General features: G+C 62.0%; 16 protein-coding genes. 8 read left to right on the forward strand and 8 right to left on the reverse strand.

The window, feature by feature from the left end:
* Window positions 1-80 precede the first annotated feature (80 nt).
* Window positions 81-1,562 carry an exodeoxyribonuclease VII large subunit gene (xseA, locus tag AB3X55_10365; GenBank protein ID MEX0503986.1) on the forward strand — a complete coding sequence of 494 codons (1,482 nt, stop codon included), beginning with the start codon at window positions 81-83 and terminating at the stop codon, window positions 1,560-1,562.
* Between the two features lie 68 nt (window positions 1,563-1,630).
* Here the strand turns inward: xseA and AB3X55_10370 are convergent, their stop codons facing one another.
* Genes AB3X55_10370 through AB3X55_10385 form a run of 4 tightly spaced genes read right to left on the reverse strand, consistent with a single transcriptional unit; the run spans window position 1,631 to window position 5,463 of the window.
* Window positions 1,631-2,563 carry a lysophospholipid acyltransferase family protein gene (locus tag AB3X55_10370; protein ID MEX0503987.1) on the reverse strand — a complete coding sequence of 311 codons (933 nt, stop codon included), beginning with the start codon at window positions 2,561-2,563 and terminating at the stop codon, window positions 1,631-1,633.
* The gene (lpxK, locus tag AB3X55_10375) at window positions 2,556-3,563 is read right to left on the reverse strand and encodes a tetraacyldisaccharide 4'-kinase (GenBank protein ID MEX0503988.1); all 1,008 of its coding nucleotides are present in this window, start codon (window positions 3,561-3,563) and stop codon (window positions 2,556-2,558) included. Before lpxK ends, AB3X55_10370 begins: the two co-directional genes overlap by 8 nt.
* Window positions 3,560-4,843, reverse strand: a complete 1,284-nt coding sequence (locus AB3X55_10380) for a 3-deoxy-D-manno-octulosonic acid transferase (protein MEX0503989.1) — start codon at window positions 4,841-4,843, stop codon at window positions 3,560-3,562. The genes lpxK and AB3X55_10380 overlap by 4 nt, the downstream gene beginning before the upstream one ends.
* Entirely contained in the window at window positions 4,840-5,463 is a 624-nt protein-coding gene (locus tag AB3X55_10385) for a lysophospholipid acyltransferase family protein (protein MEX0503990.1), read from the reverse strand. The genes AB3X55_10380 and AB3X55_10385 overlap by 4 nt, the downstream gene beginning before the upstream one ends.
* 299 nt (window positions 5,464-5,762) lie before the next feature.
* Between AB3X55_10385 and AB3X55_10390 the strand changes: the two genes are divergently transcribed.
* Both AB3X55_10390 and AB3X55_10395 read left to right on the forward strand, forming a co-directional pair.
* Window positions 5,763-6,845 carry a glycosyltransferase family 9 protein gene (locus tag AB3X55_10390; GenBank protein MEX0503991.1) on the forward strand — a complete coding sequence of 361 codons (1,083 nt, stop codon included), beginning with the start codon at window positions 5,763-5,765 and terminating at the stop codon, window positions 6,843-6,845.
* A gap of 61 nt (window positions 6,846-6,906) precedes the next feature.
* Window positions 6,907-8,709: an ABC transporter ATP-binding protein gene (locus tag AB3X55_10395; GenBank protein MEX0503992.1), complete on the forward strand. Its 1,803-nt coding sequence runs from the start codon at window positions 6,907-6,909 to the stop codon at window positions 8,707-8,709.
* A 15-nt stretch (window positions 8,710-8,724) separates the two neighbouring features.
* Here the strand turns inward: AB3X55_10395 and AB3X55_10400 are convergent, their stop codons facing one another.
* A complete protein-coding gene (locus tag AB3X55_10400) occupies window positions 8,725-9,384 on the reverse strand; it encodes a sulfur transferase domain-containing protein (GenBank protein MEX0503993.1) in 660 nt (219 codons plus the stop codon).
* The gene (locus AB3X55_10405) at window positions 9,381-10,718 is read right to left on the reverse strand and encodes a TldD/PmbA family protein (protein MEX0503994.1); all 1,338 of its coding nucleotides are present in this window, start codon (window positions 10,716-10,718) and stop codon (window positions 9,381-9,383) included. The genes AB3X55_10400 and AB3X55_10405 overlap by 4 nt, the downstream gene beginning before the upstream one ends.
* Before the next feature lie 111 nt (window positions 10,719-10,829).
* Here AB3X55_10405 and argC point away from each other — a divergent pair, with 111 nt between their 5' ends.
* Together argC and AB3X55_10415 are read left to right on the forward strand one after the other, a co-directional pair.
* Window positions 10,830-11,777 carry an N-acetyl-gamma-glutamyl-phosphate reductase gene (gene argC, locus AB3X55_10410; protein MEX0503995.1) on the forward strand — a complete coding sequence of 316 codons (948 nt, stop codon included), beginning with the start codon at window positions 10,830-10,832 and terminating at the stop codon, window positions 11,775-11,777.
* Window positions 11,778-11,786: 9 nt separating this feature from the next.
* Window positions 11,787-12,599 (forward strand): hypothetical protein, encoded by an 813-nt coding sequence (locus AB3X55_10415; GenBank protein MEX0503996.1) that lies wholly within the window; start codon window positions 11,787-11,789, stop codon window positions 12,597-12,599.
* 3 nt (window positions 12,600-12,602) lie between these two features.
* Here the strand turns inward: AB3X55_10415 and ubiA are convergent, their stop codons facing one another.
* Complete coding sequence (gene ubiA / locus AB3X55_10420) at window positions 12,603-13,571, reverse strand: 4-hydroxybenzoate octaprenyltransferase (protein ID MEX0503997.1); 969 nt, start codon at window positions 13,569-13,571, stop codon at window positions 12,603-12,605.
* Window positions 13,572-13,681: 110 nt separating this feature from the next.
* On the opposite strand from ubiA, the gene AB3X55_10425 reads away from it, so the two are divergent.
* The 3 genes from AB3X55_10425 to AB3X55_10435 all read left to right on the forward strand — a co-directional run bounded on the left by AB3X55_10425 (window position 13,682) and on the right by AB3X55_10435 (window position 17,187).
* Complete coding sequence (locus tag AB3X55_10425; GenBank protein ID MEX0503998.1) at window positions 13,682-14,431, forward strand: 16S rRNA (uracil(1498)-N(3))-methyltransferase; 750 nt, start codon at window positions 13,682-13,684, stop codon at window positions 14,429-14,431.
* Window positions 14,432-14,503: 72 nt separating this feature from the next.
* Window positions 14,504-15,871 carry a glutamate--cysteine ligase gene (locus tag AB3X55_10430; protein MEX0503999.1) on the forward strand — a complete coding sequence of 456 codons (1,368 nt, stop codon included), beginning with the start codon at window positions 14,504-14,506 and terminating at the stop codon, window positions 15,869-15,871.
* Between the two features lie 128 nt (window positions 15,872-15,999).
* The gene (locus AB3X55_10435) at window positions 16,000-17,187 is read left to right on the forward strand and encodes an MFS transporter (protein ID MEX0504000.1); all 1,188 of its coding nucleotides are present in this window, start codon (window positions 16,000-16,002) and stop codon (window positions 17,185-17,187) included.
* 15 nt (window positions 17,188-17,202) lie between these two features.
* Here the strand turns inward: AB3X55_10435 and tldD are convergent, their stop codons facing one another.
* Window positions 17,203-18,642 (reverse strand): metalloprotease TldD, encoded by a 1,440-nt coding sequence (tldD, locus tag AB3X55_10440; GenBank protein MEX0504001.1) that lies wholly within the window; start codon window positions 18,640-18,642, stop codon window positions 17,203-17,205.
* Window positions 18,643-18,844: the final 202 nt, after the last annotated feature.

Here is an 18,844-nt window from a genome sequence, read left to right on the forward strand (position 1 = left end):
TTCGGGTGGATGACAGGCATGGTGGTTTGCCCGGCGCACAATATGGCATAAGATCGAGCTGCTAAGAAAGAGGCCCGCCCATGCATGATGACAGTTCTGTTGACTCCGCCGGGTCGCTGAATGAAACCGGTTCCAACGCGCCACCTTTCCTGACTGTCACCGAGCTTGCGCAACATCTCAAGGCAACGGTTGAAAGCCAGTTTGACTTTGTGCGGATCAGGGCCGAAATCTCACGCCCGACCCGTGCCGCGTCGGGACACCTCTATTTCACCCTGAAAGATGACCGAAGCACGCTTGACGGGGTGTGCTGGAAAACCGTTGCCGGGTCACTGGCGGTGCAGCCTGAAGAAGGGCTGGAGGTGATTGTCACCGGCAAGCTGACCATCTATGGCGGTCGTTCAAAATACCAGATCGTTGTCCAGACCATGGAAATGGCTGGTGAAGGGGCAATGCTCAAACAGCTTGAGGAGCGCCGCCGTCGCCTAGCCGCCGAGGGGCTGTTCGATGCCGAGCGTAAACAACCGATCCCGCGCATGCCAGGCGTCATTGGTGTGGTGACCAGCCCCACCGGTGCGGTGATCCGTGACATCCTGCATCGCCTGACCGACAGGTTCGGGGTGCGGGTGCTTGTCTGGGGCACCCTTGTCCAGGGCCCTGATGCGGCCGGGCAGGTGGCGCGTGCCATCCGCGGTTTCGATGCAATGCCGGCGGGGGGCGATCTGCCGCGACCGGATCTGGTGATTGTGGCGCGTGGTGGGGGATCGCTCGAGGATCTCTGGGCCTTCAACGAGGAAGAGGTGGTGCGCGCGGTGTGTGATTGCCGGATTCCCCTGATATCGGCCATCGGGCACGAGACGGACACCACGCTGATCGACTTTGCTGCCGACCAGCGGGCGCCGACACCGACAGCTGCTGCTGAAATGGCGGTGCCTGTGCGGGCTGATCTGCTGTCACGGATCGCCGAGATCGAGGCGCGTATCCGTGGTGGCATCGCACAACGGCTTGACCGGGCGACACAGGCGCTCCGTGTCGCCGAACGCGGCCTTCTCAATCCGGCGGAAATGGTTGAAAGGCGCGCCCAGGCCGTCGACCTTGCCGTTGCCGGGCTGGAGCGTGGGCTTCAGCAGCGGCTGTCCGCGACAGCCCTGCGGCTGGCCGATCTGGGGGCGCGGCTGCGGCCGCCGGAGCGCCATTTTACCGAGGTCAGCGCCAGACTTGGCACGCTTGGGTCGAATCTCGGTCAGCTGGTCGATATGCAGCTCGACAGGCGGCGCGTGGCGCTTGACCAGGCGGGCCGCCTGCTTGAGGCCAATTCATTCGAACGTGTTCTTGAACGTGGTTTTGCTCTTGTCACCACGCCTGACGGCCGGCCTGTGAAACGTGCTGCCGAGGCGCCGCCGGGCGCCGAGGTGGCGGTGCGCTTTGCCGATGGCGGTCGCACGGCAAGGCTTGACGCCGAGGGTGATCCGGCAGGTGGATCCGATAAGGGACCGGCAAGGCCGGCACGGCGGCCCAAGGCAGTGAAAAAACCGTCTTCCGACACTCAGGACAGTCTGATCTGATCTGATCTGATCTGTCCATCGGGTGAGACCTGTCCGGTGAATCAAGCCACCCTGTCTGCCGGTGACTGTCAGGCCGGCGGCTGAATGTTCTTTCCCCACCGCCGGTGCGGCCAGAACCACTGGTCCGGTGTTTCCCTGATCCAGTTTTCAATGGTGCGGTTGATCTCCGATGCCACCGCCAGCACGGATGAATCATCATCCGAGGGGGGGAGCGCAATGGGCGGCGAGATGGTGACCCTGAAACGGCTGCCCGCGAGCCGCTGCGTACGCATATAGATCAACGGCACCTGTTTCCGGATGGCCAGCTTGACATGGCTGATGGATGTCTGGGCAGGATGCCCGAAGAAAGGCACCGCCATCCCCTCGCGAAGCTGCTGGTCGACAAGAAGGCACATGACCTGTCCCTTGCGAAGCGTGCTGACAATGCCAAGCGCCGCTTCGCGCCCCTTGCGATAGATGTCGCCGCCATAATTGGCCTGGCGGCGCGCCAGCAGCCATGAAAGAAGCTGATTGTTCAGCGGCCGGTAGATCGCGGCCACCTTGTGCCCCTCCGTCAGGGCGGCATAGGGGCCAAGCTCCCAATTGCCGATATGCGCGCCAACAAGGATGGCGCCGCCCTGCAGATCGCGCAGATGTTCCAGCCCCTCAAATTCGATCCTGCCAAGTCCGACCATTCTGTGAACATGCGGAAACTCGCCAATCACCCGACCAAGGTTCCACCACATGCCGGCCAGAGCGCGGCGTTGCTCGCCGGCTGTCATTTCAGGCATCGCCAGCCTCATATTCCGCGCCGCGCGCCGCTGCCACGGCGTGAGGGGCCCAAGACCGGCAAACAACCCGCCCATGGCGGCGCTGGCGACGGGCAGGGGAAGCAGACGCGCAATCCCGAAGATCAGCACGACAAGTGCGGCTTCCAGAGGCCAGATGAAAATCTTCCGAACATTGCGGACCACAGCCCTGCCAAACTCGGTGGCGACTGTATCGCCAGATGGATCACCCATGCATGACCCCCTTGAAGCCGGCCTCGGCAAGCCGCTGCTCAATGGCGTCGAGAAAGGCGATGTCTCCAGGCATTTCCACGCTGACGGGGAGCATGATGACACGGGCGCGCCAGTCGGCCGGAAGCCGCATCCAGTCCTTCTGGGTGGTGATCATCTGGGCACCATAACGCTGTGCGTCTTCCTGAATCTGTGCCAGATCCTGCTGTGAATAGGGGTGGTGGTCGGCAAATGACAGTTTCTTGGCGATCTGGCCGCCGATTGCCTCGATGCTGGCAAAGAACCGGGCTGGTCGGCCAATGCCCGCAAAGGCCAGAAGCGGCGTGTCGGCAAGGGATTCGATGACGCTGGCCTCGGGGCGCAGCATGGCCGCGAACACCGGTGCCGCATCGCCAATGCGCCCTGTCAACCCGGTCTCGTCATCGCCATTGATCACCGCCATATCAAGCTCGGCCAGCCCGTTGGCAAAGGGCGTGCGAAGAGGTCCGGCCGGCATCAACCAGCCATTGCCGATGCCACTGCCGCCGTCAAAGACACCGATTGTCAGGGTGCGGCGCAGCGTCGGATTCTGCATGCCATCATCCATGATGATGACATCATGGGTGCCACCGGCAGCTATGGCGCGGGCGCCGGCGCCCCGGTCACGCGACACCATCACCGGCCGCCCGTCGGCCAGCATCAGCGGCTCGTCACCGCAAGTGTCCGCATCATGTTCGGCTGGATCGACCCAGACAGGTCTGGTGGCGCTGCCGCCATATCCACGGCTGAGAATTGCCGGTGTCCAGCCACGTTCGGTCAGCCTGTCGGCAAGCCAGCCGACAAGCGGGGTCTTGCCTGTGCCGCCAGCTGTCAGATTGCCAACGCAGATGACGGGAATCGACGGCGTGACGGGACGCGCTGTAATCTGTTTCAGCGCGCTGCCCGCACGCCATAGCAGACTTACAGGCAACAGCGAGATGGCGGCAATGCCGCGATGACTCCAGAATGCCGGCGTCTTCATCATGCTGTGCTGCCTGTTCCCTCGATAATGCCAAGACAGGAGTCTGCCGCGAATTCGGGCCGCTGACCAGCCCGCGCCGCATAGTCACGCGCCGCCTGCGCGATCCGTGTCATCCTGTCCGAATCGTCTGTGACCTGCCTTGCCACGGCAGCCAGCGCCCCGGCATCGGCAATCTCACTGACCACACCGGCCGCGGACAATCCGGCGAATTCGGCGCGATTCTTGTAAATATGGGGCCCGGTGATGATCGGCAGCCCATATGCCGCCGGTTCAACAGGGTTGTGTCCTCCCAGCGGTTGCAGTGACCCACCAAGAAAGACGATGTCGGCAACGCTGAAAAGACTGTCCATCTCGCCAAGCGTGTCAGCAATATAGATGCTGTCGCCGGGTGCTGCGGCCCTGCCGGTGCTTCGCTGTGCCGCGTCAAAACCGGCAGCCGCACATTGTGACGCCACCGCACCGCCGCGGTCGGGGTGTCGCGGCGCGATGATGGTAAACCAGCTGTCACCAAGCGTCGCTGCGGCGTCAATAATCGCCCCGTCCTCGCCATCATGGGTCGAGGCGGCAAGAAGGATGCGTCTGCCACCTGCCGCCTGTCCCAGCATTGACACCAGACCTTCATCGACAGTGCCGATGGCCGGCGGCAGCTTCAGCGACCCGCCAACATGCACATTTTGCGGGTTCATGCCCAGTTTGCCGAACCTGTGCGCCTGCTCGCTATCAACTGCCAGCGCCAGTTTGACAGCGCCAAAGACGGCGCTGGCAAGTCTGCGCTGCCGTGTCCATCGGGCAAAGGCGCGGTCTGACAATTGTGCGGAGACAAGTGCCACAGGCACGTTTGCCGCCGCTGTCCGGGTGATCAGGTTGGGCCAGAAATCGGATTCGAGGAACAGCGCCCCGCGCGGCCTTACATGGCGCAGAAAGCCGTCAACCATATCCGGATGGTCAAGCGGCTGAAACAGATGTGTCAGCCCGAGATCGGCAGGTTGTGATGCGATGCGCGCCGCAGCGGTAACGGTATTTGTCGTGACAAGAAGCGGGATATCGGGACGCCGCGCGCGAAGCGCCCGCGCCAGCGCCACCGCACCAACGCTTTCACCAACGCTGACAGCATGGATCCATATCGGTGATGGGGGAATGTCGGACCGGTGATCAAACCTGCCATACCGCTCGTCAATTCGTGCCGGATCTTCCTTGCTGGCGGCAACGCGGCGTTTCAAGATGACGGGAATCGCCGGGCGTGCCAGCCGCCACATCAGATTGTAACTTGCCGGCACGCTCATCTCCGACCATCCGCCGCGCCGACCAGACGGTCCGCCGTCCGTGCCGTGTCATTCATGGCGGCTTCCAGTCTTTTCAGCTGTGCTTCCATGTTCGAGCGATCCCCGGTGGCTGGCGGCGCGATGGGGTCGCCAACAACCAGAACGCCGCGTGACAGAGGCTTTGGAATACGCATGCCGTCCCATCCCGGCGCGCGCCAGAAACGGTCTGTTGCCCAGGCAACAGGCACAATGGGCTTGCCAGAAAGGTGTGCCAGCGCAACCGGCCCCATCGCGGCGCGTCGGGCCGGGCCGCGCGGACCGTCCGGGGTGATGGTGGTGATGCCGCCCCGGTCAAGAACGCGTTTCAGCCCGCGAAGCCCTGACAGCGCGTTGCGGTTCGAGCTTCCCCAGACCGTTCTGACACCGAGATGATTGACCGTATGCGCCAGCATCCGGCCGTCCGGGTGCGGTGATTGCAGCGCTGTCATGGGGTGACGTCGTGGCCAAAGCCAAGGCATCGACAGGATATGCTCATGCCAGAAGACGAGGATGAATCCGTCATGATCCGCCAGCAGGCTGCGCAGGCCGTCAGGATTGTCAGTTCGCCAGCGTACCGTTGCCATCAGTGCAGCAACAATCAACGCAGCTATCCAGCTGAGGCAGAACAGGCCGATCTTGGTTCTTATCAAGCGCTTCAGCATAACGGGTCGGGCTGGTCCGGAAACAAAAGCCGCCGGCGGGGTGAATAAAATGCATGTCATGGGTCCAGTTCCAGATTCCGTATCGCTTTGGCTCGGTGACGATAACGGGTACCTGAACTGATTACGGTTTCCCCAAGCCAGCCTTGCGGTTATAACCGGCGAGCCGGTGGCCGTCCAGCTGACAGGGGCGGCCGATTGCACATCACCCGCCTTTGCGATCCGACAAGGGGCCTCTGATCATGGCGTTGCAGCGCGACCTAATGGCAAATAGTGGCGGTGTGCGCCCGCGTCTGCTTGTGGTGCAGCCGCTTGTCGGTATTGGTGACATGGTCTGGCACAAACCCTGGATCGATCATCTTGCGGCGCATTTCGATGTCATCCTTGCCTGCAAGCCGACGGCAAAGGCACCAGTCCTGTTCGCCGGAACCGAGGGCATTGTCGAATGGCTGTCGATCGAACGCTCGCTGCGCGGCCGCAAGGGACGGCATGATGGTCCTGCAGGGTTGTTGCGGCTTGCGGCGGCCTTTCGGCGCAGCCAGGCTGAGCATGTTCTGATACTGCATCACAGCGCCACCTATGCGATGGCGGCCCGGCTGGCCGGCATCCGGAATCGCTGGGGTTATGGCATTGGCGGCAGCCGGCGGTGGCTGAATCGCGGTGACTTCCTTGACCGTGAGGCGCGTTACGAGCATCCGACCCGCAAGCTTGCCAGATTCGCGGAGATGAACGGGTTCGGGCTGGCCAGCCCGGAATGGCGCATGCCGCCGACGGCCACCGCACAGCAGGCCGCCGACCTCTGGTGCGATCAGGTCGGCATCCCGGCCTTTGGTGTCCCTTCTGAAGGGCTTCGCGACATGGTGGTGATGGGAATTGGCGCGATGGATGAAGAGCGCAAATGGCCTTCATCCCATTTTGCGGAATTGGCAGCACGGATAAAGGATGTTGCGCCATCCCTGCGGATTGTCGTGATGGGTGCGCCTTCGGAACAGCCGATCATCGATACGATACGCACCGATCCGGCGGCACCCGGCGATCTGATCGCAAATACGGCACCGCTCGACGAGGCCATTGCCCTGATCAATGCGGCGCGGCTGTTTGTCGGCAATGATTCCAGCCTGCTGAACCTTGCCGCTGCCTGTGGTCGGCCGGCGGCAGGTATTTTTGCGCAATCCCGACCGTTGGACTATAGTGATGTGATTATACCGATTGCCGAACCGGATGGCCGCTTTGGTGAGCCGGGGGCCATTGCCCGCATCACGGCAGCACAGGCATTTGATGTTGTTGCCGCGGTGCTGGCCAGCCAGTCGGTGGCGAAGACATGATGTTGAACCTGACGGCGCATGGCAGATCGGGGTCACCGCAGGGCAGAACAGGATTGCTTTCTTGACCACGACTTCGACTCCCGATCCGCAGACGAATATGCCGAACCATGATGCGCCGGACAGCCGCGCCATTCTGCTGCGGTTGTGGCGCGGGTGGGTGCGACCCTATCTTGGACGTCTGCTGGTCGCCTTCGCGCTGATGGCGGTTGTCGCGGGTTCCGCCTCGGCCTATCCGCTTCTGACACGGTATATTTTCAATGCTCTGGCCGATGGACGCGCGGCCGAGGTGATCTGGCTGGCGCCGCCCGCCATCATTGTGCTGGCACTGGTCAAGGGGCTGGCATTGTTTGCCCAGACCGTGCAGGTGAATGCGCTGGCGCTGCGGGTGACGACCGATCTGCAAAAGGACATGGCGCGGACGCTGATCGATGCCGATCTGGCGGTGCTGTCACGCGAACCGGCAGGCGCCTTCATGTCGCGGATCATGAATGACCTGAATCTGGTTCGCGAGGCCGCGGTGCGGCTTGCCAACAATCTGGTGCGTGACCTGCTGACGATCATCGTGCTGATCGGGGCGATGCTGTGGCTCGACTGGCTGATGGCCATCATCGTTCTGCTGGTCTATCCGCTGGCGATGCAGCCCATCATCCGCATTGGGGCGCGGCAGCGACGCGCTTCCGGCAATCTGCAGGAACATATGGAGGATGTGACCTCGCTCCTTGCAGAAACATTGCAGGGTGCGCGGATGATCAAGGCCTATCAGCGTGAAGCGGCAGAAATCGCGCGGACGAAATCGGCCTTTGACGGCCTGTATGAACGGCTTGTCGGGCTGCTTACCGGCCGTGCCAAGATCGACCCGATACTCGAGGTGGTTGGCGGTGTGGCGGTCGGCGGCGTCGTCGCGCTGGCTGGCTGGCGGGTTGCCAATGGTCTGCTTCAGGTTGGCGATGTCATCGCTTTTATCACCACCCTGATCCTTCTTGTACAGCCGGTGCGCGGGCTTGGCACGCTGAACGCCGTGACCCAGGAGGCGCTTGCCGCTGCGGAACGTGTGCTGTCATTGCTTGATCGGCCACGGCTTGTTGCCGACCGGCCCGGTGCCACCGACCTTGGCAAGGTGGCGGGCACGATCAGCTTTGATGCTGTCAGCTTTGCCTACGACACCGCATCTCAGGAAGCGCCGCCGGCGCTTCGCGATGTCAGTTTCACCGCTCGTCGTGGCGAGACCGTGGCGCTCGTCGGGCCGAGTGGCGCTGGCAAAAGTTCGGTGATCAATCTGTTGCCGCGCTTTTTTGACCTTACCGGTGGCGCGATCATGATCGACGGCACCGATATCGCCGGGGTGACACTGGACAGCCTGCGCCGGAACATATCTCTGGTCAGTCAGGATGCGGTGCTGTTCGATGACACGATCGCCGCCAATATCGGTTTTGGCCGCACCGACGCGCGGCGCCAGGACATTGAAGAGGCGGCAAAGGCGGCAGCCGCGCATGACTTCATCATGGCGCTGGATCATGGTTATGACACTCAGGTCGGTGCGATGGGCAACCGCCTGTCCGGGGGGCAGCGACAGCGCATCTCGATTGCCAGGGCCATGCTCAAGGATGCGCCGATCCTGCTTCTTGATGAAGCCACAGCGGCACTGGATGCGGCATCGGAACAACAGGTTCAGGCGGCGCTGCTGCGTCTGCAATCCGGCAGAACAACGCTTGTCGTCGCCCACCGGCTGTCAACAATTCGCGATGCCGACATGATACTGGTGATGGAAGACGGTGGCATCGTCGAGCGGGGCACGCATGATGCGTTGCTGGCGGCTGATGGTCTGTATGCGCGGTTGTGCCGCCTGCAATCACTGGGCGGCTAGGCAGCTGGTTCAGGCCTATTCGCGGCGCAGGATGCTGTCGGTCAGGCGAACGGCCCATCCCCTGGCCTGGAAATTCCTTGTCACCTCTTCGGGGTCGTAGATATTGTCGACCCAGTCAAAGAACGCCATCCCCTGATCTTCATACGGCGCATAGGCCGCCAGGAACGCATCCAGAAGGCCTGTCTTGGCCTGTTTCACATGGCCATATTTCCAGGCAAGCTGTGCCGCCGCCTCGCGGACTGGCCTGTGTTCGACAATCAGAAGATACAGCGCCGACATCAGGCCGGCACGGTCGGCCCCGGACTTGCAATGCATCAGCGCCGGAAGCTGTGCTTCGGCAAAAAGTTGGCGCGCCGCGTGAAGCATCGCCTTGTCGGGCGCGGCGCGGGATCGCGCGGTGAAATCCAGCAGCGTGATGCCGGCCGCCTTGCAGGCCTCGGCCTCAAGCTGCCAGCCGCCGTCACTTCGCGGGCCGCGCAGATTGATCACTGTCCTGATGCCGCTGGCGGCGGCGGCGTGGATCCGCGATGGTCCCGGCTGGTTCGATCGCCACATGCCGGGCGCGACGAGGTGATGATTGTGCCACCAGATCCGCAGAAAGCCGTGATCCTTGAAGATCAGTTCCATCCAGTCACGCATCCCGCGACGCGCGCCGGGTGGGGCGGCAAAACTCATGATCCGGCCACCATCATGCCCTCGACCCGCAATGACGGCGCGGCGGTGCCACGCCGCATATCGATATCATCGGCACGGGTGATGGCCATGAACATGTCCTTCAGATTGCCGGCGATCGTGGCCTCGGCGACCGGATAGGTAACCTTGCCATTGCTGATCCAGAAACCGCCGGCACCGCGGCTGTAGTCACCGGTGATCATGTCGACAGAGCTTCCCATCATCTCGGTGACAAGGAACCCGTCCGTGATGTCGGCGATCAGCTCGTCAAAACTCATATCACCGTTTTCCAGATAGAAATTGCTGCTTCCCGGTGCCGGTGCGCTTCCCATGCCGCGCGCCGCCTGGCCTGTGGGTGTCAGGCCAAGCTTGGTTGCCGAGGCGATATCGAGAAACCAGCTTTTCAGCATGCCGTCCTCGACCATGGCGCGGCGGCTGACAGGCAGGCCTTCACCATCGAACAGCCGGCTCGACATGCCGCGTGGGCGCAGCGGGTCATCAATGAAGGTCAGGCCGGCGCTGGTGACCTGTGTATCCATGCTGTCTTTGAGAAAACTTGTGCCGCGGGCAATCGCCGCGCCGTTAATGGCGCTGGCAAGCGTGCCGACAAGCGATCCGGCAACCCGCTGGTGATAGACCACGGGGAATTGCCCTGTCTGTGGTTTGCGGGGGCCAAGCCGGGCCAGTGTCCGGCTGGCGGCGCTGGCGCCAACCTCTTCGGGGGCGTCCAGATCCTCGCCGAACACGGCCGCCGTGTAGTCATAGTCGCGTTCCATCGCACCGTCTTTTTCCGCGATCACGACCGCCGAAATGCCTTGTGACGAGCGACGATAATCGGCGGCAAACCCGTTTGTGGTCGCAATCATGACATGCGTCACGCCGTGGCTTGCCGAGCCCCCTTCGGAATTGGTGATGCCGTCAACCGCGAGGGCCGTTGCCTCGGCCGTCGTGGCGGTCTCGGTCAGATGCGCAACCGAAGGTATGTCCGGGTCATAGATGTCGATCTGTGGGATCTCGGTGGCGATCTCATCTGCGGTGGCAAGTCTGACATAGGGGTCTTCGGGGGCCACTTTTGCCATCGCGACGGCGCGCGCCGCCAGCGTACGGATGCTCTCGCTGTCAAGCTGGCTTGTCGAAACCGACGCATTGCGCTGGCCGACAAAGACCCGCAGGGCGGCGTTTACCTCCTCGGATCTCTCGCTTGATTCGACCTTGCCAAGTCGGACGGAAACCGAGGTGCCCTCGCTGCGGGCCACTCCGGCGTCGGCTCCATCGGCGCCGGCAGCTCGCGCGGCGTCGAGGAGTTCGGAAATCAGATGTTCATCAACAGTGCTCATAACGCTTCCCAGATATAGGGTGAAGGGCGGCGTTTCAACCACCGGGCCGTCCCAATAATCATCCTTATAACCATCCTTGCATGGGGCGGCCATTCTGTTTATGAAATCGCGATGACCTATCGCATTTTCATCGATGGCGGGGCCGGTACAACCGGCCTGCAGGTGCATGACAGGCTGCTGGCGCATCCGCTGGTAGACCCCGTCCTGCTTGATGACGCGCGGCGCAAGGATGCGGCGGCGCGGCGTGCGATGATGGGTGACTGCGACCTGACGATCCTCTGCCTGCCTGACGAGTCGGCGCGGGAATCGGCGGTGATGGCTGCTGAAGCGGGCGCACGGGTGATCGACGCGTCCTCGGCCCACCGGACTGCCGATGGCTGGGCCTATGGGTTTCCCGAACTTGCAGATGACGTCCGCGACCACATCGCCACCGCGCGCCAGATCAGCAACCCCGGTTGCTATCCGACCGGATTTCTGGCGCTTGTCAGACCGCTTGTCGATGCCGGCCTGCTGTCGGCAGACGCAAAGCTCGCCGCGCCGGCCGTGTCCGGCTACAGCGGCGGTGGCAAGGGGATGATTGCCCGCCATGAAAATGGCGATCTGCCGCCTCACGGTGCCTATGGGCTGGCGCTGGCGCACAAGCATCTTCCCGAAATGACGCGCTATGCCGGGCTGAAAACGCCGCCGATCTTCATGCCATCGGTTGGGTCCTTCTATGCCGGCATGCTGGTGCATCTGCCGCTGCATGCAGCGCAGCTTTCGAAATCCGTGTCACCGGCCGACCTCCATGATGTTCTGGCAGCACATTATGAAGGTACGCAGTTTTTGCGTATGGGTGCGGCGCGTGCAGTTGATCCGGAAACGGCCGCTCTGATGCTTGATGCGTCCGCGCTTGCCGGCAGTGACTATCTGGAGATGTTCGTCTTTGCCAATGCCGATGCCAGCCAGTTCTGGCTGACGGCGCGGCTTGACAATCTTGGCAAGGGGGCGTCCGGCGCGGCGGTGCAGAACATGAACATCGCCCTCGGGTTTGACGAAGCCACCGGCCTGACACTTTGACCGGGCATCATGACAGCGCCACTTGATGATGCCTATCTTGCCGCGCAGTCCGACACACAGCGCGCCACCGACTATCCCTATGCCGCGCCGGATGGCGCGTTTGTGCTGAATGCCGGCCGTCTGGTGACGCTGGATGATCCACAGATTCTTGCCGGTCGTACCGCGGTGCTGTCGGTCGGGTCGAACCGGGCTCCGGTGCAGCTTCTTCGCAAGTTTGGTGACGGGGCCATTGTGCCGGTCACGCCCGCCATCCTCCATGATTGTGACATTGTCCATGCTGCGACGGTCAGCTATTACGGCGCGGTGTCCTGCACTGCCTATCCCTCGCGCGGCACCGATGTCATGTTGAATGTGGCCTGGCTCGATGACGCGCAGCTGGCGATCATGCACCGTACCGAAGCGGTTGGTGTTGCCTATGACTATGTCCGGATGCTGACCGGTACGGTGACCCATCTGCAGGTGCCGGATGCCGGTGGAGATATTGTTGCCGCGGCGCAGCCGGTATTCGGCTACTGCGCGCGCAACGGCGTTCTGGATCTTGGTGCCGGCCAGCCGGCAGGGCTCAGCCGCATTCCCGCCCGCAACCGCCAGTTTCCGACATTGGCACAGGACAGGGCGGCGGCCCTGATTCAGGCCTATGTTGCCGGCATCGACCCGGCGCTTGGTCTTGGTACGGACCGTGACAGCTTCATCACAAGGGTAACAGGTGACAAGGCGTGTCGTCAGGCGGTGAACAGGCTGCTTGCCGGGCGGGCCATGAATGCCGACGGTCCCTGGAAGATGCAGATTGTCGAGGCTGACGAAATCGGCGCGTTTCTCTAGCTGTCAGACAACAAGATGCGAGCAGACAAGACCGGCGGTCATGATCAGCCCGGCATCCCGGTTTGACTGAAACAGCCGCAGTGCGCCAGCGGGGTTGTCAGGCTCCAGACGCGCCACCTGCCAGCAAAGATGACACGCCATCGCCGCCAGCCCGCCAAGCCACACTCCGGGTCCGATCAGCATCCAGAACCCGCCGCCAAGCCCCAGAATGGCCAGCACATAGGCCGCAGCAACACCCTGCTTCAGGTGTCCGCCAAGCCCGAGCGCAGATGACCTGACCCCGACGGTGCGGTCATCTTCCATGTCCTGAACGGCATAGATGGTGTCATAGCCGAATACCCAGGCCACGCTGCCGGCATAGACCATCAGCAGCCCCGTCGGCAGATCCCCGAAGGCAGATGTCATATTGGTCGCCGCCGCCCATCCAAGGGGCACCCCCCAGGAAAAGGTCAGGCCGAGAACCGCCTGTGGCCACCAGGTCACGCGCTTGGCAAGTGGATACAGGATCACAAGCGGCAGCGCGGCGAGTCCCGTCAGGATGGCGGCAACGGGAAGCCGGACAAGAACGCCAAGCCCGACAAGGCCAAGCAGGCCAAGAAAGACAAATGCCGCGCCGATGCTGACCGTACCGGCGGCAAGCGGCCTGCCGGCAGTGCGCTCGACCCGCTGGTCCAGCCGCCGGTCCCACAGATCGTTGATCACACAGCCTGCCGCGCGCGTTGTGACCGCGCCGATCAGGAACAGCAGCATCAGCTCGACCATCGGGCCGGTTTCAGTTGTGGCGGCGGGAATAACCCACCATCCTGGCAGTAACAGCAGCCACCAGCCTATGGGCCGGTCGAAACGGGCCAGCAGGATGTAGGGATGAAGCGGCCGAGGCAACCGTCGCCACATACCGCCGGGATTGATGTCGGTGTGGCGTTGTCGCGGGGCGTTGCCGCCGGATGATGGATGTCTGCCGCTGTCATTCATGGGCACCAGCCTTAGCGCAGTTTACCTGCCGCGTATAGCCGGTCAGGTGGGTGTGTCAACGCGCTGACGACCGGCTTGTAAAGCTGGCGCCGGCGGCTTACATGTGTCAAATGACCGCAACATCTGCCAAGGCCAGATTGTTTGTCTCCGATGAACTTGCCGCCGGAGTCGCCATCCTGCCATCTCGGGAACAGCAGCATTATCTGCTCAACGTGATGCGCTGCCGGGATGGTGATTTGGTGCTGGTTTTCAATGGTCGGGATGGTGAATGGCAGGCCACAATCCAACGAGAAGGCAAGCGTGAATGCCAGCTTGTCATGCAACAGGCGACACGCCAGCAGATCGCCAGCCCCGATCTATGGCTGCTTTTTGCGCCGGTGAAGAAGGCGCGGCTTGATTTCATCGCGCAGAAGGCCTCCGAGATGGGATGTCGTCGTATCTGGCCGGTCCGCACCGACCATTGTCAGGTATCCCGGGTGAATGATGATCGCATGCTGGCCAACGCCATCGAGGCGGCCGAACAGACTGAACGGCTCGACATTGCCGAAATCATGCCCTTTACCGATCTTGCCGCGGCGCTCGATAGCTGCGAGACGGACCGTCACATCATTTTCTGCGACGAAGCCAGCGCCGGCGATACCGACCGGAATGCCATCCGCGTGTTGTCAGACGCCGCGCCCATTGTGCGGGCGGCAATCGTCATTGGCCCTGAAGGCGGGTTTTCGGATCCGGAAAGGGCGCTGATTTCCGCCCGTCAAAATAGTTTGAAACTTTCACTCGGCCCGCGCATATTGCGCGCCGACACAGCGGCCATTGCGGCCCTTGCCTGTTTCCAGTCAGTGTGCGGAGACTGGGCATGATGTCAGCCACCATCAGTCCGACGCCCCGGGCCGCAAATTGCGGGGCGCCATGCGAGGGACGGACCCACTCCGATGCATGATCACCAAGACGACCCCGTAGATGTCGGGCAGATGATTGCCTGGATTGCCGATGGTGAAACGCCCTTTGGCGAACAGAAAATCGGCACAGAGCATGAAAAATTCCTGTTTCACAGGCGGAGCCTGACGCCAGTCGCCTATGAGGGCGAGGCTGGTATCGGCGTGCTGCTGGACAGATTGCTGACCGAACTTGGGCCAGACGCCGAACCAATCATGGAAAAGGGCAACATTATCGGTATTGTCGATGCCGATGGTGGCGCGGTGACCCTTGAACCCGGCGGCCAGCTTGAATTGTCCGGCGCGCCACTGGACGACCTGCATCAGACCTGTAGCGAAACCGGACGCCATCTGAAACACATGAAGGCGGCGGCAGCGCCGCTTGATATCGGCATGCTTGGTATTGGCTATCATCCGACGGCGCGCCGCGAGGATATCAGCTTCATGCCGAAGGGCCGTTACCGTATCATGAGCCGGCACATGCCAAAGGTTGGCACGCTGGGTCTCGACATGATGCTTCGTACCTGCACCGTTCAGGTGAATCTCGATTTCACCGACGAGGCCGATATGCGGCGCAAATTCAGAACCTCGCTGGCGTTACAGCCGGTGGCGACGGCGCTGTTCGCGAATTCGCCGTTCAAGGACGGTGCGCCATCCGGCTGGCTGTCGACACGGGCCCAGGCCTGGACCGATACCGACGCAGCGCGCAGCGGTGTGCCGGCATGTGTCTTTGATGATTATTTCGGCTATGAGCAATGGATTGACTATATCCTGGATGTGCCGATGTATTTCCTGCATCGCGGCGATGATTACATTGATGTCGCCGGCAGGTCATTTCGCGATTTCATGGATGGCATGCTGGTCGGCTTTGAAGGCCAGATGCCGACAATGGCCGATTTTCAGGACCATATCACGACGGCATTTCCAGAGGTGCGTCTGAAGCGGTTCCTCGAGATGCGGGGTGCTGATGGTGGGGCCTGGGGCAATATCTGCGCCTTGCCGGCCTTCTGGGTCGGACTTCTGTATGATGAGGAAGCCCTTGAGGAAGCGACGGCACTGGCGGCGTCCCTGACGGCAGATGATGTCATGGAAGCGCGGGTGTCGGTGGCACGCGACGGCCTTCGCGGTCAGCTTGGTGGCAGGGACATTCATGAACTGGCGGCAAGACTGGTTGATCTTGCCTCGGCCGGGCTTCGCCGCCGGGCCCGCATCGATGACAGCGGTGGCGACGAGACCGGGTATCTGGCACCGCTTCGCAATGCGATTGCAAATGGCGAGACACCTGCGGAACGGCTGTTGCGGTTATACCGGGATGACTGGGCAGGTGACCTGACACAGATTTTCGAATCCGAGAGATATTCATGACAGGTGACAATCGTCGTTAGCCGGGCCCCGACAGTCACACCCCGATAGTCGGGAATTGTTGACGAACAGCGTGGCTTCAGAGTCGTGAATTTCAGGATCGCAAATTTCAGGATCGTAAAGGGGACAGGATGCCGGTACTCCTGCTGATTGTGGGCATAAATTTCATCGGTGTTGGTGCCCTGATACCGGTTCTTCCCTACACCGTGATCGAAATGCTCGGCCTTCCGGCAAGCGTGATGACGATGCTTCTTGCCTCGTTCGCGCTGGCAATGTTTGTGGCCAATCCGATACTCGGCAGATTGTCAGACCATTATGGACGCCGGCGGATATTGTTCCTGTCACTGGCCGTCAGCGCGCTGGCGCATCTGTGGTTCGCGCTGTCAGGTGACATTGTGTCGATGTTCGTCTCGCGGATTATCGCCGGGTTTGCGTCCGGCAACACAGGCGTCATCCAGGCCATGATTGCCGACCGCACGACCGATGAAAAGCGAGCCCAGTATATGGGCCTTCTTGGTGCCGCCATCGGTGTTGGGTTTGTTGCCGGTCCTGCACTTGGGGGGCTTCTCAGCCATATTGGCAGTGGGCCGCTTCATCAGGCCCCCTTCCTTCTGGCCGCCGGGTTTTCCCTGTTGGCCCTTGTTCTGACGACGCGCCTGAAAGCGCCGCCCCGTGGCCGGGTCGTGCCAGCCGATGAAAAGACATCTCTGGCAACGCAGCTTGGTGGTCTGGTTCGCTCGCCGCTGGCACTCTATGCCGTTGTCGCGCTGGTACTCAATCTTGCCTTTGCCCAGGTGGAGGCCTCGTTTGTGCTGGTGCTTCGCGACTATCTCGGTTTCGGGGCGCGCGAGACAGGATGGCTGTTCACCTATATCGGCGTCTGCATTGTCATCGTACAGGCAGTGCTGATCCGGCATATCGTGGCGAGATTCGGCGAGGTTGGTGCGATGGGTCTTGGTGGCCTGCTGCTGGTCAGCGGACAGATCATGACCGTGCTGGCTGTGACAGGATGGTTGCCGGGCAACGCCTACCCGCTGGTCCAGACGATCACCGCCACGACCGCAATCTGTTTCGGGTTTGCCATTGCCTCGCCGGCACTGAGCAGCGTCGCCAGCAAGATTGCCGGCGCCTCATCGCGCGGTGGATCGCTTGGCGTTGTTCAGGGGTTCGGCTCGCTCGGCCAGGTGATCGGCCTTGTTGTTGCCGGTCCGCTCTATGATCTTGGCGGCACGCCATATCCGTTCAGCTTTGGCGCCATTGTGATGGTCGCGATGCTGGCCATCCTGCCCTATCTGGTCAGACCGGCCACCGACAGATGACCCGTTCGGCGACCGCTAGGCGGCCTCGGTGCCGCCAACGGTAATGCCGCCCATTTTCACGGTAGGCTGGCCGACGCCGACGGGAACACTCTGTCCGGCCTTGCCGCAGGTGCCGATCCCGTCGTCAAGCGCCATGTCATTGCCAATCATGCTGATCTTGGACATGGCGTCGGGACCGTTCCCGATCAGGGTGGCGCTTTTCACCGGCGCGCCGATCTTGCCATTTTCGACCAGATAGGCCTCGGAGGCGGCAAACACGAACTTGCCCGAGGTGATGTCGACCTGACCACCGCCGAAATTGACAGCGTAGATTCCCTTTTTCATCGAGGCGACGATTTCGTCCGGATCATGGGCGCCATTCTCCATGAAGGTGTTTGTCATGCGGGGCATCGGCGCATGCTCGTGTGACTGCCGCCGCCCATTGCCGGTCGCCTCGACACCCATCAGACGGGCATTCTGCCGATCCTGCATATAGCCGCGCAGAATGCCGTCCTCGATCAACACATTGCGGCGCGATTGCGTGCCTTCATCATCAATGGTGATTGATCCGCGCCGGTCCTGCATCGTGCCGTCATCGACCACGGTCACGCCCTTGGCGGCGACCTGCTCACCGACACGACCACTGAAGATCGACGTGCCCTTGCGATTGAAATCACCTTCCAGCCCGTGGCCAACCGCCTCGTGGAGCATCACGCCCGGCCAGCCCGCACCAAGCACAACTTCCATTTCACCGGCCGGTGTCGCAACCGAGTTCAGGTTCAAGGTCGCGATACGGATCGCTTCATGAACCTGCGACTGCCAGATATCGGGTGTCATATAGCTGTCGAACATCACTCTGCCGCCGGCACCGGACGATCCCGATTCCATACGCCCATCCTGCGCGACAACAACCGAGACATTCATCCTGACAAGCGGCCTGATATCGGCGGCGCGGTGACCGTCGGCCCTGATGATCTGGACGGCCTGCCATGACCCTGCGACCGACGCGCTTACCTGCACGACACGCGGGTCGGCCGCCCGCGCATAGGCGTCGATTTCCTGAAGCAGAGCGACCTTGTCCTCGAACGGTGTTCCGGAAAGCGGGTTGCCGTCACTGTACAGTGGACGATTGCTGGCGGATATCGGCGGTGCGGCATGAACCCCGGAATGACCGCGTGTCACGGCGCTGACGCTGTCGGCGGCGCGTTTCAGGGCGGCCTCGCTCAACTCGCCGGCATGTGCATAGCCATGTGCCTCGCCGGCGATGGCGCGCAGCCCGAAACCGCTTGTCTGGTCATAGCTGGCGCTCTTCAGGCGTCCATCGTCGAACATCAGCATTTCCGAATGCCGCATTTCCAGAAACAATTCACCATCATCGGCATTGACCAGAGCGTCGCGAACAATGGCCTCGGCCCGGTCGCGGTCCAGCGCTGTATTGTCGAAGAAAATAGCGTCGGTTGTTTGCAGCTGGTCCATTGTGTCTCCTCGACATGTCATGTCGGTGCCAGTTTTTTCCAGTATTCACGCCAGCTTTTAAGCCAGTATTTACGCCAGTATTTTTGGCGGTGCCTGACGGCAGTGACCCGCCATCGGGAGCGCCATCCCATCTTACCGAAGAATGGGGCTCCATCGGATGGATTTCAAGCGCCAAGACGCGCGTCGAGGGGCCGCAGAATGG

It is taken from the genome of Alphaproteobacteria bacterium LSUCC0719 (assembly GCA_040839025.1).
GTDB lineage: Bacteria > Pseudomonadota > Alphaproteobacteria > Puniceispirillales > Puniceispirillaceae > UBA8309.

Bases quoted from the DNA above. Each gene is read 5' to 3' on its own strand.
- xseA (MEX0503986.1), top strand. From the start codon at position 81: ATGCATGATGACAGTTCTGTTGACTCCGCCGGGTCGCTGAATGAAACC.
- AB3X55_10370 (MEX0503987.1), bottom strand. From the start codon at position 2,563: ATGGGTGATCCATCTGGCGATACAGTCGCCACCGAGTTTGGCAGGGCT.
- lpxK (MEX0503988.1), bottom strand. From the start codon at position 3,563: ATGATGAAGACGCCGGCATTCTGGAGTCATCGCGGCATTGCCGCCATC.
- AB3X55_10380 (MEX0503989.1), bottom strand. From the start codon at position 4,843: ATGAGCGTGCCGGCAAGTTACAATCTGATGTGGCGGCTGGCACGCCCG.
- AB3X55_10390 (MEX0503991.1), top strand. From the start codon at position 5,763: ATGGCGTTGCAGCGCGACCTAATGGCAAATAGTGGCGGTGTGCGCCCG.
- AB3X55_10400 (MEX0503993.1), bottom strand. From the start codon at position 9,384: ATGAGTTTTGCCGCCCCACCCGGCGCGCGTCGCGGGATGCGTGACTGG.
- AB3X55_10405 (MEX0503994.1), bottom strand. From the start codon at position 10,718: ATGAGCACTGTTGATGAACATCTGATTTCCGAACTCCTCGACGCCGCG.
- argC (MEX0503995.1), top strand. From the start codon at position 10,830: ATGACCTATCGCATTTTCATCGATGGCGGGGCCGGTACAACCGGCCTG.
- AB3X55_10415 (MEX0503996.1), top strand. From the start codon at position 11,787: ATGACAGCGCCACTTGATGATGCCTATCTTGCCGCGCAGTCCGACACA.
- ubiA (MEX0503997.1), bottom strand. From the start codon at position 13,571: ATGAATGACAGCGGCAGACATCCATCATCCGGCGGCAACGCCCCGCGA.
- AB3X55_10425 (MEX0503998.1), top strand. From the start codon at position 13,682: ATGACCGCAACATCTGCCAAGGCCAGATTGTTTGTCTCCGATGAACTT.
- AB3X55_10430 (MEX0503999.1), top strand. From the start codon at position 14,504: ATGCATGATCACCAAGACGACCCCGTAGATGTCGGGCAGATGATTGCC.
- AB3X55_10435 (MEX0504000.1), top strand. From the start codon at position 16,000: ATGCCGGTACTCCTGCTGATTGTGGGCATAAATTTCATCGGTGTTGGT.
- tldD (MEX0504001.1), bottom strand. From the start codon at position 18,642: ATGGACCAGCTGCAAACAACCGACGCTATTTTCTTCGACAATACAGCG.